Here is a 14,913-nt window from a genome sequence, read left to right as displayed (position 1 = left end):
CTCCTCCTTAAACCAGGCGGGGGTTGGGTTTTTCCGGATCGATGCCATATTTGACGAGTGCTGCGGCTACCAGCTTGCGATCGATCTCCCCATCGTCGGCAAGCGCTTTCAATGCGGCGATCGTGATCCAGTGGCGATCCACTTCGAAGAAGTGGCGCAACTTCTCGCGGGTATCGGAACGCCCGAAGCCGTCGGTGCCCAACGTGTGGTAGGTCCGTTTGACAAACGGCCGAATCTGTTCGGCAAAGAGCCGGACATAGTCGGTTGCCGCAACGACCGGGCCGGGATGGTTTTCGAGCTTTTGCTCGACGTGGGACTTGCGGGGCGTTTCCAACGGATGGAGGAGGTTCCAGCGGAGGCAGTCGTGGCCATCGCGCGCCAATTCGGTGAAGCTTGGGCAGCTCCAGACGTCTGCGGCGACATTCCAGTCACGCGCGAGCAATTCTGCGGCAGCGATCGCTTCGCGGAGGATCGCCCCCGACCCCATGAGCTGGACACGCGGACCGTCCAGATTGTCCGGTGCGGCCTGAAAGAGGTACATCCCTTTGAGGATATCCTCACGGACCGTCTCGCCTTCCGGCATCGGCGGATGTTCGTAGTTTTCATTGAGCACCGTGAGGTAATAGAAAACATCCTCTTGTTCCGCGACCATGCGCCGCAACCCTTCTTGAACGATCACGGCGACTTCGTATTGGAAGGTGGGGTCGTAGCTCACACAATTGGGGACAGCGGCTGAGAGCAGGTGGCTGTGGCCGTCTTCGTGCTGCAACCCTTCCCCGTTCAACGTGGTTCGCCCCGAGGTGCCGCCGATCAGGAACCCGCGCGTGCGTTGATCCGCTGCCGCCCAAATGAGGTCCATGGTGCGCTGGAAGCCGAACATCGAATAGAAGATGTAGAAGGGAATCATCGGCACGCCATGGACGCTGTAGCTCGTTCCGGCGGCGATGAAGTCGCAGACGGCTCCAGCTTCATTGATCCCTTCTTGCAGGATTTGGCCGTCGCGTGACTCTTTATAGAACATCAACTGGTCGTGGTCTTCGGGAACGTATTTTTGCCCCTCTTGGCTCCAGATCCCGAACTGACGGAACATCCCTTCCATCCCGAAGGTTCGCGATTCGTCGGGTACGATGGGCACGACGTGTTTGCCGATCTGTTTGTCGCGCATCAGCTGGATCAGGATGCGCACGAGCGCCATCGTCGTCGAGATTTCCCGTCCCGGCCCCGTTCCAGCAAAAAAGCCTTTGAACGCATCGAGCGGGGGAACCGGCAAGGTGATCTCCGATTTCGTCCGGCGTTGCGGGAGATAGCCACCGAGCGCTTGGCGCCGTTCCTGCATGTAGCGGTATTCGGGGGAATCGGGGGCAAAGGTCAGAAACGGCAGCTCGTCGAGTTTGTCGTCGGGCACAGGGAGTTGGAAACGGTCGCGGAAGCGGCGGATCGCGTCGTGATCCATCTTTTTCGCTTGGTGGGCGATGTTCATCGCTTCGCCCGCTTGCCCCATTCCGTATCCTTTGATCGTCTTCGCAAGGATCACGGTGGGCTGCCCTTTGTGCGCGACGGCAGCCTGGTATGCGGCATAGACTTTGAAAATGTCATGACCGCCGCGGTTGAGCTGCCAGATCTCTTCGTCGGTCCAGTCGGCGACCAGCGCTTTTAGTTCCGGTGTATTGAAGAAGTGCTCGCGAACGTACGCTCCGTCTTTTGCTTTGAAGGTCTGGTAGTCGCCGTCGCAAAGCTCCATCATCCGCCGTCTGAGCGCCCCGGTTTTGTCGCGGGCAAAGAGCGCGTCCCAATGGGTGCCCCAGATCACTTTGATCACGTTCCAACCCGCGCCGCGGAATTCCGCTTCGAGCTCCTGGATGATCTTCCCGTTGCCGCGCACGGGACCGTCGAGCCGTTGCAAATTGCAATTGATCACGAAAATCAGATTGTCGAGCTTTTCCCGCGCGGCCATCCCGATCGCGCCCAAGGTTTCCACTTCGTCGGTCTCGCCATCCCCAACGAAGCACCACACTTTGCGTTTTTCGTGTTTCGCGGGATCAACCAGGCCGCGGGTGATCAGGTATTTGATGAAGCGGGCTTGGTAGATCGCCTGGATTGGGCCCAGCCCCATCGAAACCGTGGGAAACTGCCAGAACTGGGGCATTAGCCAAGGGTGCGGATAGGAAGAGAGCCCTTTGCCGTCGACTTCGCGACGAAAGTGGATCATCTGCTCTTCGGTCAATCGCCCAAGCAGAAAAGCACGCGCATAGATCCCAGGGGCCGAGTGCCCTTGGAAGTAGACGAGGTCGCCGCCGTGGTCTTCGGTTGGCGCGTGGAAGAAGTGGTTGAAGCCAACGTCGTAGAGCACCGCTGCCGAAGCAAACGAGGCGATGTGCCCACCAACGTTGCTGTCGCGGTTGGCGCGCACGACCATCGCCATCGCGTTCCATCGGATGTAGGAGTGGATCTTGATTTCGAGATCCGGGTCGCCCGGGTACTGGGGTTGTTTATCGGCTGGGATCGTGTTGACGTATGCGGTATTGGCCGAGTAGGGGATGTCGGCACCATGTTCACGCGCTTCACTGATCAGTGATTCGATCAGATAGTGTGCGCGCTCGGGCCCTTCGTGCTCGATCACGCCATCGAGCGCTTCCAACCATTCTTGAGTCTCTTCGGGATCGGGATCGTTTTGCAGAACGATTTGACGATGACGCTCAGCCATGGTGGTCCCTCCTAGGTCTTGCGGGTGGTTGTTCCGTATGCTAAAACAAAATTCCACGATATGCAATACTGCAGTGCAGCAATCGCTTTGCCGCAGTTTGCATCTCCCCCATGATAGGATTCGCGGCACCAGAAAGCAAAAACCATTCGATGATGCAATGAGACGCAACAAGGAATGGGCATGAATCAGCCCGATACCTTCGCGATGGTCGCGTTTGCGCTGTTGACGGCGGCCGTGGTTTGGTTGGGTTGGCTCCAGCGCCGGCAACACCTTCGGCTGCAACGGCTGCTTCGGGAGCGTGATCGGCTCTTCCACTTTTCTTTGGATTTGTTGGCGCTCTTGACCCCTAAAGGGGAGTTCCAGCAATGTAACGCTGCATTTACCCGGGTGTTGGGCTATACCGAGCGGTTGCTGCTGGGGAAATCGCTCTTCGATATCACGGCGCGTGACGATTGGCCGCACGTCGATGAAGCAATGGCTTTTCTGCGGCAAGGCGAACCTGCTTACTTCACGGTTCGCGTGAAAACCCTCAACGGCGCGTATCGCTGGCTCTCTTGGCACATCAATCCGGCGCCAGACGATGGGGTGTGGTTTGCCGCTGCCCACGATGTCACCCAACAAAAAGAGGTAGAAGCGGCGCTGCGCTCCGAAATGGCGTTTCGTCGCGCGATGGAATCGTCGGTGAGCCTTGGACTGCGCGCGACCGACCTCGAAGGGCGCATCACGTTTGCCAACCCAGCCTTTTGTCGCATGGTGGGCTTCGACCGCGATGAGCTCGAAGGCAAAATGCCGCCGTTTCCCTACTGGCCTGAAGAGGATTGGGATTTGTGCCAGCGTACCCTGCAGATGGTGTTGGCGGGGCAAACGCCACCCGAAGGGTACGAGATGCGTATCAAGCACAAAAACGGAAAGCGGCGTATCGCCCGCTTTTACGTTTCCCCGCTGATCGACGAGAGTGGCAAACAGACCGGGTGGATGGCGGCGATTCTCGATATCACCGAACAGAAGCGAACCCGTTTGGCACTCGAAGCGGCCCAACAGCGGTTCGAAACGGTGCTCGATGGGGTCGACGCGCTGGTTTTTGCGGCCGATTGGCATACCGATGCGCTCTTGTTCGTTAACCGGGCGTTCAAGCGGGTTTTTGGTTTCGATGCTTTGGGGAAACGCGCGCGAGATCTGGGCGCCCCGGCGATTCCGCCTCCGGAGACTGATCCGTCGAAACCGATGAATACGGCGGAGCATGTTCCTGAAATGGTCTGGCAAGGCGACTGGCAGCACCCAACGAGCGGACGTTGGTACCATGTGCGCGAACAATTGACGGCATGGGTCGATGGTCGTGTGGTGAGAATGGTCGTTGCTACCGACATCACGGCGCAACGTGAGGCGATCGAAGCGGAATTGCAGCAAATGGCGCAACTCCACCAGACGGCGCGTCTCATCACGCTCGGGGAGATGGCTTCGATGCTGGCGCACGAGTTGAACCAACCGATCGCGGCAATCGCTAACTATTGTCGTGGTGCGCTGTTGCGGTGGCGGCAAGGCCGCCTCGATCCGGAGGTGGTGGGAGAGGTGTTGCAAAAAGCGGCGGAACAGGCGGAACGGGCAGGTACCATCGTTCGCCGCATTCGGTCGTTTGCGCGGCAATCGGCACCCCAACAGCAGTGGGTCGACGCGGTGACGATCGCGCGCGAAGCGATCGAACTGCTGCGCGCCGATGCGCAACGGCGCGGGGTTACCGTCCGTACGCAATTGCCTCAGGATGGGGTGATGGTTTCCGCCGACAAAATCTTGCTCGAGCAGGTGCTGGTCAATCTCATTCGCAATGCGTTCGATGCGATGCAAGTCGTGCCGCCAAAACAACGGGAGCTGACCGTGACGGTCTCAGAAACGGAAGAGGGGGTCTGTTATCGCATTGCCGACCGTGGGGTTGGCATCAGCGAAGAGGTTCGTAGGCGCCTCGATACGCCGTTTTTTACGACCAAACCCGACGGTTTGGGGTTGGGGTTGCGCATTTGCCGCGCCATCTTGGAAGCCCATAAAGGACGCTTGGCACTTTTGACCAGACCAGGAGGTGGTACGGTTGCCGAGGTGTGGTTGCCGCGTGCGCAAGGAGGAGCAAGCCATGACGCTCAAGGATGAGTGCTGCTATCGCACGGTGCATGTCGTCGATGACGACGATGCTTTACGGGATTCGCTGGTGTGGCTGATCGAAGGGGCTGGGTACGCGGTGAACGCCTACCCGGACGCCGAATCGTTTCTCGCGGCCCTGTCCGTGATCGAACCCGGTTGTGTCGTCAGTGACATCCGTATGCCGGGATTGAGCGGTCTGCAACTTTTCGATGCGCTCAAAGCCCGCAACGCGCCGTTTCCCGTCATCTTCCTCACCGGTCATGGCGACGTGCCCATGGCTACCGGTGCGCTTCGCGCCGGCGCGGTCGATTTTCTCGAAAAACCGGTCGATGAAACGGTGTTGCTGGCCCGTATCGAGGAGGCGTTGGCGCGTCTTGCTGCCGAATGTTCGGAACGCGCCGCAAAAGAGGCGTTCGCCGCGCGGCTTGCCAAACTGACGCCACGCGAACGGGAAGTGTTCGATCGCGTCGTTTCGGGTTATCTCAACAAACAGATCGCAGACGAACTCGCGATTTCGATCAAAACGGTCGAGGTCTACCGTGCGCGTGTCATGGAAAAGATGGGGTGTCGCAAAGTGGCCGAACTGGTTGCGCTCTGGGCGCACCATCAGCAATCCAGCGGTTGAAGAGCCGTCTGGTGGCCGCCGCCGTTTCGCTCGCGGTAAGACCAACGGGGCCAATCTCTGCTTGCGCTTCGGCCTCTGCCGCGCTGCCATGGAGGTACGCCGCACACGCAGCAGCCGCAACGCTCGGCCAGCCTTGCGCAAGTAGCGCTGCGAGAATTCCGGTGAGGGTGTCTCCCATCCCGCCGCTTGCCATTCCACCGTGCCCTGTGGGGTTGATCGCCCAGTGCCCGTGCGGTGTCGCAATGACGCTCCCACACCCTTTGAGGATCACGACACTTTGGTAGCGGTGCGCGATCGCTACGGCCGCGGCGATTCGGTTTTTCTGAATCTCGTGCGGCGGCTTCTGCAAGAGCCGTGCCGCCTCGCCAGGGTGCGGTGTGAGCACCGTGGGGGCGCCTCTTCCGTCCACGGCGTGTTGAAGCGCCGTGTGCTGCGCCAAAAGGTTCAACCCATCGGCATCGATCACAAGGGGAGTTGCGAGCGCTACCGCCTGCTCGAGCCAGCGAACGGCATCACTCGTTTGCCCCAGTCCGGGGCCAATCGCGACGGCAGTGGCATCTTGGGGCAGTGCCGTGGGCCACATCACCTCGGGTAGGGTCGGGTCGAAACGCGCCGCGTCCTTTGCCAGAGTGATCGCGGAGACTTTGCCCGAACCCAAGTAGAGGGCGCTGCGCGCCGCAAGGTGAAGCGCGCCACGCATGCCGGCGGCGCCCCCGATGATCACCGCGTGGCCGAAACAGCCTTTATGGACATTGCGTTTCCGTGGGGTCAACCATGGGGAAAAAAGGGTACGGTCAAGAAGGATTCCGGCACTTGCCGGCGCCGACGAACCGGTTTCGCCCCAGGATTCGTCGTACGCGAACAAGGCATGCTGTTGTTGGCTACATTGTGCGGCGATCTCGTCATCGAGACCCAAATGGAAAACGGTAACCGCTCCGGCAACGTCTGGCCCGTCGTGGGTATGAAGCCCCGGTTTGTCGGCAAGAAAGGTCACGGTCTCGTGGGCTTCAAAAACGGCATCCCCCAGGCAGGCGCCCGTATCGGCGTCCAGCCCGCTTGGCACATCGACTGCAACTCGAAGCGCTGCTTGGCAATTCGCCCAATGAATCCACTCCCGGTATGGGTTGGCGATCGGTCGTGTCAGGCCGATGCCAAAGAGTGCATCGACGATTACCGGTGGGCGGTCGGCTGCGACTTGTGGCGGTGTGTTGCACGTCTCCCCGCCGCAAGCACGCCACTCGTGCCACGCCGCACGCGCTTCCGGCGAGCGACGTTCGGACGGTTCTTGCGCAACGACCGTCACGGAAAACCCAAGCTCGTGCAAGCGCGTAGCGGCAACGAGTCCGTCACCGCCATTATTGCCCGGGCCGCAAAGCAAGACGATGCGATGACCCTGTTCGGCCCACCGGCGCAAGTGGTTCGCGAGCGCCGCGCCAGCCCGTTGCATCAATGGAATGTGCGGCAGAAAACGCGCTTCGAGCGCCCGAATCGCGTTCACCGTCAGCAACAACCGTGCTTCTCGTTTCACCGTCACTTTCGCCATTTTCCTTATGCTAAAATTATTCGCTTAGCATACCGCAAAGCAAGGAAAAACGGATGGAAGACCAAAACGTTCAGAACTTGGAACCGAACACGGAAGCGGCCCCTGCGGCGGAAGAGGCAGCGAACCCGTTGGAACGGAAAGTGACGCTTCGCATTCCGGCTGAACAGATCGCGAACGAAACGCAGCGACTCATCAAACAGTATGCGCGCAGTGTGAAAATGCCGGGTTTTCGCCCCGGGAAGGTGCCGCTCAAACTCGTCGAGCGGATGTATGGCAGCGAAGCCCGTTCGGAGGCGCTCTCCAAAGCGATCGAAAAGGCGCTCACCGAAGCGATCCAGCAAGGCGAATACCGGGTAGCGGGTGGCTATCGAATCGATCCAGTGGGTGATGAACCCGCTGCGGAAGGGGAATTCGTCGTCGAAGCCGCGTTCGAAATCTACCCCGAAATCGAGATCGTCGATCTCAAAGAGGTCGAAGTCGTCAAGCCGGTGGTCACAGTCGATGATGCCGCGGTCGAGCGCACGATCGAGGTGCTGCGCAAACAACGCGCGACGTTTGTCGAAGTGGATCGGCCCGCCGAAAAAGGGGATCGCGTCACTGTCGATTTCGTCGGTACGCTCGACGGGGAACCCTTCGAAGGGGGCAGCGCAACCGACTACGTTTACGTGATCGGCGAAAGCCGCCTGCTGCCCGAATTCGATACCGCACCAGTCGGTCTCAAAGCGGGTGAAAAAAAGACGTTCGACGTCACCTTCCCAGAAAATTATGGCGCCGAAAACTTGGCTGGCAAGACGGCGCAATTCGAACTGACCGTGAAGAAAGTCGAAGCGCCGCAGTTGCCCGAAGTGGACGCCGAGTTCGCGAAATCGCTCGGAATCGAAGACGGTGACGTCGCAAAAATGCGCGACGAGATTCGCGCGAGCCTCGAGCGGGAGGTCAAAGCGCGTATCGACAGCGAGGTCAAGCGTCAAGTGTTCGACCACCTGTTGGCGAAACACGATTTCCCCGTCCCGCAAAGTTTGGTGGCAAGCGAAGCCCAAACGTTGGCCGAAAACGCGAAGCGCGACCTTCAAATGCGCGGGATGAAGGTGGATAACCTCCCCGTCGATCCCAAGTGGTTCGAAGAAGAAGCGCAGCGACGTGTGCGTCTTGGCCTACTGATTGCGGAGATCGTCAAACAGTTCGAACTCGTTGCGAAACCGGAGCAGGTGCGCGCGCTCATCGAAGAGATGGCGCAAAACTACGACGACCCACAGGCGCTCGTGAAGTGGTACTATGAAAATCCGCAGCGCCTGGGTAACGCCGAAGCGGTGGTGATCGAAAACAACGTCGTCGGGTGGGCGCTCGAGCGGATGACGGTGAAAGAGGAACCGCGCGATTTCGAATCGTTCATGAACCCCAACGTCGCCGCTTGAACAACGAAAGGAAAGTGAACCGGTATGAGCGAACCTCTGGGATTGGATCTCTATAACCTGGGCCTGGTGCCCATGGTGATCGAACAAAGTGGTCGGGGCGAACGGGCCTACGACATCTACTCGCGTCTCCTCAAAGAGCGGGTGGTGTTCCTGGTGGGGCCCGTAAACGATGCGGTTGCGAACCTGGTTGTTGCGCAGCTGCTTTTCCTGGAGTCCGAAAACCCCGACAAGGATATCCACTTCTACATCAACTCCCCCGGAGGTTCGGTGACGGCGGGGATGGCGATCTACGACACCATGCAGTTCATCAAACCCGACGTCTCCACCCTCTGTATCGGTCAGGCCGCAAGCATGGGGGCATTTCTCCTAGCGGCTGGCGCCAAAGGGAAACGCTTCGTGCTGCCCAACGCCCGTGTGATGATCCACCAGCCGTTGGGTGGGGTTCAAGGGCAAGCCACCGACATCGAAATCCACGCCCGTGAAATCCTCAAGCTCAAAGCGCGGTTGAATGAACTCCTTGCTTATCACACCGGGCAGAGCATCAAAAAGATCGAACGAGACACCGAGCGGGACAACTTCATGTCGGCCGAAGAAGCGGTGCAGTACGGGTTGGCAGACAAGGTGCTCACCCGTCGCGGTGAGGAGTAAGCGATGGCGCGTTCTCGAAACCGCGACCTCAAATGTTCGTTCTGCGGCCGCAGCCAAGAGGAGGTCGATCACCTTTTGGCTGGGCCAAGCGGTCTCTACATTTGCAACTACTGTGTTCAAGACGCCTATCAGGCGATTTTGGATGACGAATTGGGCCAACGCGAACTGGGCAGCGACGCAGAAACGGTGCCGTTCGCGCAACAAAAGCTGCCGACTCCTGCCGAACTGGTGGCGTACCTCGATCAATACGTGATCGGGCAGGATTACGCCAAAAAAGTCTTGTCCGTGGCCGTCTACAACCACTACAAGCGGCTTCGGAGCCAAAGTCAAGGCAGTGAGGTCGAGATCCAAAAGAGCAACATTTTGCTGATCGGCCCAACCGGATCGGGCAAAACGTTGCTGGCGCAAACGCTTGCGCGCAAACTCGACGTCCCGTTTGCGATCGCGGATGCCACGACGCTTACCGAGGCTGGCTATGTCGGTGAAGACGTCGAAAACATCCTGTTGCGCTTGTTGCAAACGTGTGACATGGATGTTGCGCGCGCGCAGCGTGGCATCATCTTCATCGACGAAATCGACAAAATCGCCCGCAAATCGGAAAACCCATCGATCACCCGCGATGTTTCGGGTGAAGGGGTGCAGCAAGCGCTGCTCAAGATCATCGAAGGAACGGTCGCGAACGTTCCGCCACAAGGGGGGCGGAAAAACCCCCACGGTGAGATGATCCAGGTCGATACCACCAATATCCTCTTTATTTGTGGTGGCGCGTTCGAGGGGTTAGAAAAAATCATCGAGCGGCGCACGCAAGCAGGCGGTATTGGTTTTGGCGCTGAAGTCAAGAGTCGCGAGCGGCAAAAACGCGATGAACTGCTGCGGCTGGTCGAACCCGAAGACCTGGTTCGCTTTGGGTTGATCCCGGAATTGATCGGGCGCCTGCCGGTGATCGTCCCACTCCAAGAGCTCGACGAAGCAGCGTTGATGCGCATTCTGGTCGAGCCCAAGAATGCACTGGTGAAACAGTTTCAAGCGCTTTTCGCGATGGAAGGGGTTGAACTCGAATTCACCGAAGGGGCGATTCGCGCGATTGCGCAGCGGGCGATCGAACGAAAGACTGGCGCGCGTGGTCTGCGCTCCATCCTCGAAACGTTGCTGTTGGACGAAATGTACGAATTGCCATCGCGCACCGGCATTGCACAGATCGTGATCGACGAAGCGGTGGTGCAGGAAGGCGCTCCGCCCAAACGAATTCCCCGTGACGCAGCGTAAGAGGGCAAAGCGGCTGCTCTACCCTCCGGCTGACAAGCGGATGGAAGCCCGAGAGCGTCTTGCCGCTCCCGGGCTTTTTACACCTCGACGGAACCTTTTCGGGCGACTTGAATTCAGACAACCAGACCCCCAAGATAACGGGTATCGAACCCACAGATGAGAAGGAATCCACCATGAGCGAAAAAACGATGATCGAGCAGATCGAGCACTATCCGGTGTTGGCGCTACGCGACGTAGTCGTCTATCCGGAGATGGTGATCCCGCTCTTCGTCGGCCGACCCAAGTCGATCAAAGCGCTCGAGCTGGCGATGGAGGAAGGCGGGCAAATCGTGCTCGTCGCTCAGAAAGAGCCAGAACATGAAAATCCCTCGCTCGACGACCTCTACCGTGTGGGCTGTCTGGGCCAGATCATGCAAATGATGAAATTGCCCGACGGTACGGTGAAGGTGCTGATCGAAGGCAAATCGCGCGTGCGTCTCGTTCATCTCGAAGACAGCGAAGCAGTATTGTTGGCACGGATCGAGCCGCTCGTGACCACCAACGAAACCCACAGTGAGATCCCCGCGCTGCGCCGCGCGCTGCTCTCCGCTTTCACCGAATATGCGAAACTCAACAACAAACTGCCGCAAGAGCTGATCAATTCGGTGAGCCAGATCGAAGAGACTGAAGCGCTCACCTTCGCGATTGCGGCGCACTTGGGCGTCAAGCTGGAAAAGAAACAAGAGATCCTCGAGATCGACGACTTGGCACAGCGGCTTGAGCGACTGCTCGCGTTGGTCGAAGGCGAACTCGACATCCTGGAGACCGAGCGGCGGATTCGCCAACGGGTGAAGCGGCAGTTGGAAAAGAACCAGCGAGACTTCTACCTCAACGAACAGGTCAAAGCAATCCAGAAAGAGCTGGGCGAAGCCGACGAACAGGCGGAACTCGACGAACTCGAAAAGAAAATCAAAGCCGCAGGCATGCCGAAAGAGGCCGAAGAGAAGGCGCTCTCTGAGCTCAAGAAACTGCGCCTGATGCAGCCGATGTCGGCTGAAGCGACCGTGGTGCGCAACTACCTCGATACCCTGGTGCAATTGCCGTGGGCGAAGCGCACCAAAGTGGCGCTCGACCTCAAGAAAGCGGAAAAAGTCCTCGACGAAGACCACTACGGGCTGGAGAAGGTCAAAGAACGGATCCTCGAGTACCTGGCGGTGCAAAAGCGGGTCGACGTCGTCAAGTCGCCGATTCTCTGCCTCGTCGGCCCCCCGGGGGTGGGGAAGACGTCGCTTGGGCAATCGATCGCGCGGGCCACGGGACGAAAATTCGTGCGGATGGCACTGGGTGGTGTGCGCGATGAGGCCGAGATCCGCGGTCACCGCCGCACCTACATCGGTGCGCTGCCGGGGCGCATCATCCAAAACCTGATCAAAGTCGGCGTGAAAAACCCGCTCTTCCTTTTGGACGAAGTCGACAAGATCGGGATGGATTTTCGCGGCGATCCCAGCTCGGCGCTCCTCGAAGTCCTCGACCCCGAACAGAACCACGCGTTCCAGGACCATTACGTCGAGCTCGACTTCGACCTTTCGGAGGTGATGTTCGTCGCCACCGCGAACACCTTGAACATTCCGGCACCGCTCCTCGACCGAATGGAGGTGATCCGGCTTTCGGGCTACACCGAAGACGAGAAGATCGCGATCGCCGAACGCTACCTGCTACCAAAGCAGATGAAAGCGAACGGCTTGAAAAAGCGGGAACTCGTGGTTACCACGGAAGCGATTCGCGACATCGTTCGCTATTACACCCGCGAAGCCGGGGTGCGCAATCTCGAGCGCGAAATTTCGAAGATCTGCCGGAAAGTGGTAAAAGGGATCCTCACCAAAGCGCTCAAAGCGCCAGTGACCGTGGGTCCGGAAGACCTTGCGAAATACCTAGGGGTGCGTCGCTACACCTTCGGAGTCGCTGAAAAAGAGAATCAGGTGGGCCAAGTGACCGGGTTGGCCTGGACCGAAGTCGGTGGCGAACTCCTGACGGTAGAGGCGGTGACGCTTCCGGGCAAAGGCAAAGTGATCACCACCGGCAAACTGGGCGAGGTGATGCAGGAGTCGATCAAAGCGGCGCTTACCGTCGTCCGCAAACGGGCCGAAGCGTGGGGCATTGCGCCGGATTTCTACGAAAAAACCGACGTGCACGTCCACATGCCGGAAGGGGCGATCCCCAAAGACGGCCCGTCGGCCGGGATTGCGATCACGACGGCGCTCGTCTCATCGCTCACGGGAATTCCAGTGCGGTGCGATGTCGCAATGACCGGTGAAATCACGCTGCGCGGTGAGGTCTTGGCAATCGGTGGTCTCAAAGAGAAACTGCTCGCGGCAGTCCGCGGTGGTATCCGCAAGGTCCTGATCCCAGAAGAGAACGTCAAGGACTTGGCGGAAATTCCGGACAACGTGAAGAATGCGCTGGAAATCCAACCGGTGCGCTGGATCGAGCAGGTCTTGGAGGCGGCGCTCGAACGCAAACCGGAGCCGCTGCTCAAAGTCGAAGAGCCTCTGACAGCCAAAGTGGTAGAGTCTTCTGCGGTCTTGACCAGCGGGAACGAAGGCAAGCGAGGTGCTCGCAAAAATTTGAAACACTAAGGTATAATAGCGGGCTTTCGGCGGGTGCTTAGCTCAGCTGGTAGAGCGTCGCCCTTACAAGGCGAATGTCGGCGGTTCGAGTCCGTCAGCACCCACCACCCGCACCGCTTGACCTGTGCCCAATCGTTGTGACGACGCATACCCGAACGTTCGCTGTGATCCCCGCCGCGGGCATTGGCGCGCGGTTGGGTGCAGCGCTTCCCAAACAGTACCTCCCTTTTGCCGGTGCTCCGCTCCTTGTGCGTACCCTGTCACGCCTCTTGCGCGTGGGCTGGATCGAACGCTGTTACGTCGTCTTGGCGCCCGATGATCGATACTGGGATACGCTCGTTACCCCCCACCTTGCCCAGCTACCTCCAGCGTTCGCTGTCGCCGAACGGCTCCGCGTCGTACGGCTGGGCGGTACAACGCGCGCCCATTCGGTTCGTGCAGGCCTGCGCGTGGCGCATGCCGAAGGCTTTGGCGACGACGATTGGGCGCTCGTTCATGATGCCGCGCGCCCGTGCCTAACCACAGAGACGATTGAACATCTCCACGGATCGGTCGGCAACAGCAATGTGGGTGGCTTGATCGCAATTCCCGCAACCGACACGGTCAAGGTCGCAACGTTACACACGTCGTCTGACGGGCTACCCGTCGTCGAACGGACCGTGCCGCGTGAGCGCATCTGGCTTGCGCAGACGCCGCAGCTTTTTCGTCTGGCCGTTTTGCGCCAAGCGCTCGACCGTTTTCCCGATGCCACCGACGAAGCGAGCGCGGTCGAACGTCTTGGGTTGCAGCCCATCTTGGTGAAAGGGCATTGGAGCAACCTCAAAGTGACGTTGCCTGGCGATTTGGAGCTGGCGCAAGCGATTTGGTCGTTACAAGAGGGTTGGTCTACCGATGAGTGATGCGCGCAAAACCCAACGCATGCACACCCCGCCTTTTCGCGTGGGAATCGGGTACGACGTTCACGCGCTGGTGCCAGGGCGGCCGTGCGTGATCGGCGGGGTCGTGATTCCCGCTCCGTTCGGCCTCAAGGGCCATTCAGATGCCGACGTGCTTGCGCATGCGATCACCGATGCGGTTTTGGGCGCTGCGGCGCTGGGCGATATCGGCGCGCTTTTTCCCGATGACGATCCGCGCTGGCAAGGCGCAGACAGCATCATGCTGCTTACCGAGGCGTGGCGCCGGGTCGCCGCATCGGGTTGGCAGCTCGCGAATCTCGACGCGGTAGTGATCGGCGAACGCCCGAAAATCCTGCCGTACGTCGCGACGATGAAGGCGCGACTGGCTGCTGCGCTCGATTGCCTCCCCGAACAGATCCAAATCAAAGGGAAAACGCACGAAAAACTGGGCGCGCTGGGGCGGGGGGAAGGAATCGCTGCGCATGCCGTGGTGCTGTTATGGCAAATGCCGTAGAAGGCCACTCAGTAACAACGCGGGCAGCACCGGACGCTTCAGTAACCGTGCGCCTTTTTTTGGCGCTGCCGCCACCGGAAGCGTGGCGCCACACCGCTACGCGCCGTTTGGGGGAGGCGCTTCAGACGCACCCGACTGCAACCGACTTTCGCCTGGTTCCCGCGCGCAATTGGCACGTGACGTTGCTTTTTTTCGGCGAAGTGCCCTGCGCTCAGCTTCCGCAGTTGCACAAAACGGTGCAAGGCTTGCCTGCGACACCGCGCGTGTCGCTCGTCCTCGATCGTATCGCGTTTTGGCCGAACGCTCGTGTCGTGGTCCTCACCACCGATCGGTTGCCAGCGGCTTGGCGCGATTATCACCAGGCGCTCGTTGCGGCGTTCCAGCCGCTTGGCGTCGTAGACGAAAAGGGGCGCCCTTGGCACCCCCATCTGACGTTGTTGCGCGGGGTACGCGCATCTCCCATGTTACTCGAGTTGCCACCGTGTCGTTGGCAACGCCCCATGCGTCCGTTCCTTTACCGTTCGCATTTAGGCCGCGATGGGGCGCGCTACGAAGTACTCGGGTGA

At 59.5% G+C, this 14,913-nt stretch carries 11 protein-coding genes and 1 tRNA gene; 10 read left to right on the top strand and 2 right to left on the bottom strand.

Translation table 11 applies throughout. From position 1 onward, the window contains the following. Positions 1 to 7: 7 nt before the first annotated feature. Positions 8 to 2,704 carry a pyruvate dehydrogenase (acetyl-transferring), homodimeric type gene (aceE, locus tag KUL93_RS07395; protein WP_217126431.1) on the bottom strand — a complete coding sequence of 899 codons (2,697 nt, stop codon included), beginning with the start codon at positions 2,702 to 2,704 and terminating at the stop codon, positions 8 to 10. Between the two features lie 180 nt (positions 2,705 to 2,884). On the opposite strand from aceE, the gene KUL93_RS07390 reads away from it, so the two are divergent. Then, on the top strand, positions 2,885 to 4,843 hold the full coding sequence (locus KUL93_RS07390; RefSeq protein ID WP_217126430.1) for a PAS domain-containing sensor histidine kinase: 1,959 nt from the start codon (positions 2,885 to 2,887) through the stop codon (positions 4,841 to 4,843). Continuing rightward, positions 4,827 to 5,459 (top strand): response regulator transcription factor, encoded by a 633-nt coding sequence (locus tag KUL93_RS07385; RefSeq protein WP_217126429.1) that lies wholly within the window; start codon positions 4,827 to 4,829, stop codon positions 5,457 to 5,459. The genes KUL93_RS07390 and KUL93_RS07385 overlap by 17 nt, the downstream gene beginning before the upstream one ends. Here KUL93_RS07385 and KUL93_RS07380 read toward each other — a convergent pair. Then, positions 5,383 to 6,993 carry an NAD(P)H-hydrate dehydratase gene (locus KUL93_RS07380; RefSeq protein ID WP_217126428.1) on the bottom strand — a complete coding sequence of 537 codons (1,611 nt, stop codon included), beginning with the start codon at positions 6,991 to 6,993 and terminating at the stop codon, positions 5,383 to 5,385. The genes KUL93_RS07385 and KUL93_RS07380 overlap by 77 nt on opposite strands. Before the next feature lie 62 nt (positions 6,994 to 7,055). On the opposite strand from KUL93_RS07380, the gene tig reads away from it, so the two are divergent. The 8 genes from tig (at position 7,056) to thpR (ending at position 14,913) form a co-directional block, all read left to right on the top strand. After that, positions 7,056 to 8,417, top strand: a complete 1,362-nt coding sequence (gene tig, locus KUL93_RS07375) for a trigger factor (protein ID WP_217126427.1) — start codon at positions 7,056 to 7,058, stop codon at positions 8,415 to 8,417. A 24-nt stretch (positions 8,418 to 8,441) separates the two neighbouring features. Then, positions 8,442 to 9,065: an ATP-dependent Clp endopeptidase proteolytic subunit ClpP gene (gene clpP / locus KUL93_RS07370; protein ID WP_217126426.1), complete on the top strand. Its 624-nt coding sequence runs from the start codon at positions 8,442 to 8,444 to the stop codon at positions 9,063 to 9,065. A gap of 3 nt (positions 9,066 to 9,068) precedes the next feature. Beyond that, complete coding sequence (gene clpX, locus KUL93_RS07365; protein ID WP_217126425.1) at positions 9,069 to 10,331, top strand: ATP-dependent protease ATP-binding subunit ClpX; 1,263 nt, start codon at positions 9,069 to 9,071, stop codon at positions 10,329 to 10,331. A gap of 173 nt (positions 10,332 to 10,504) precedes the next feature. Further along, on the top strand, positions 10,505 to 12,946 hold the full coding sequence (gene lon, locus KUL93_RS07360) for an endopeptidase La (RefSeq protein ID WP_217126424.1): 2,442 nt from the start codon (positions 10,505 to 10,507) through the stop codon (positions 12,944 to 12,946). A 22-nt stretch (positions 12,947 to 12,968) separates the two neighbouring features. Then, positions 12,969 to 13,044 (top strand) — tRNA-Val (locus KUL93_RS07355). Further along, positions 13,012 to 13,836 carry a 2-C-methyl-D-erythritol 4-phosphate cytidylyltransferase gene (gene ispD, locus KUL93_RS07350; RefSeq protein ID WP_217126423.1) on the top strand — a complete coding sequence of 275 codons (825 nt, stop codon included), beginning with the start codon at positions 13,012 to 13,014 and terminating at the stop codon, positions 13,834 to 13,836. The genes KUL93_RS07355 and ispD overlap by 33 nt, the downstream gene beginning before the upstream one ends. Beyond that, positions 13,829 to 14,347: a 2-C-methyl-D-erythritol 2,4-cyclodiphosphate synthase gene (gene ispF, locus KUL93_RS07345; RefSeq protein WP_249419345.1), complete on the top strand. Its 519-nt coding sequence runs from the start codon at positions 13,829 to 13,831 to the stop codon at positions 14,345 to 14,347. Before ispD ends, ispF begins: the two co-directional genes overlap by 8 nt. Continuing rightward, entirely contained in the window at positions 14,332 to 14,913 is a 582-nt protein-coding gene (gene thpR, locus KUL93_RS07340; protein ID WP_217126422.1) for an RNA 2',3'-cyclic phosphodiesterase, read from the top strand. Before ispF ends, thpR begins: the two co-directional genes overlap by 16 nt.

This window comes from Hydrogenophilus thiooxidans, from assembly GCF_019049855.1.
Classification (GTDB): domain Bacteria; phylum Pseudomonadota; class Gammaproteobacteria; order Burkholderiales; family Rhodocyclaceae; genus Hydrogenophilus; species Hydrogenophilus thiooxidans.
This window is presented reverse-complemented; position numbering and strand designations above follow the sequence as displayed.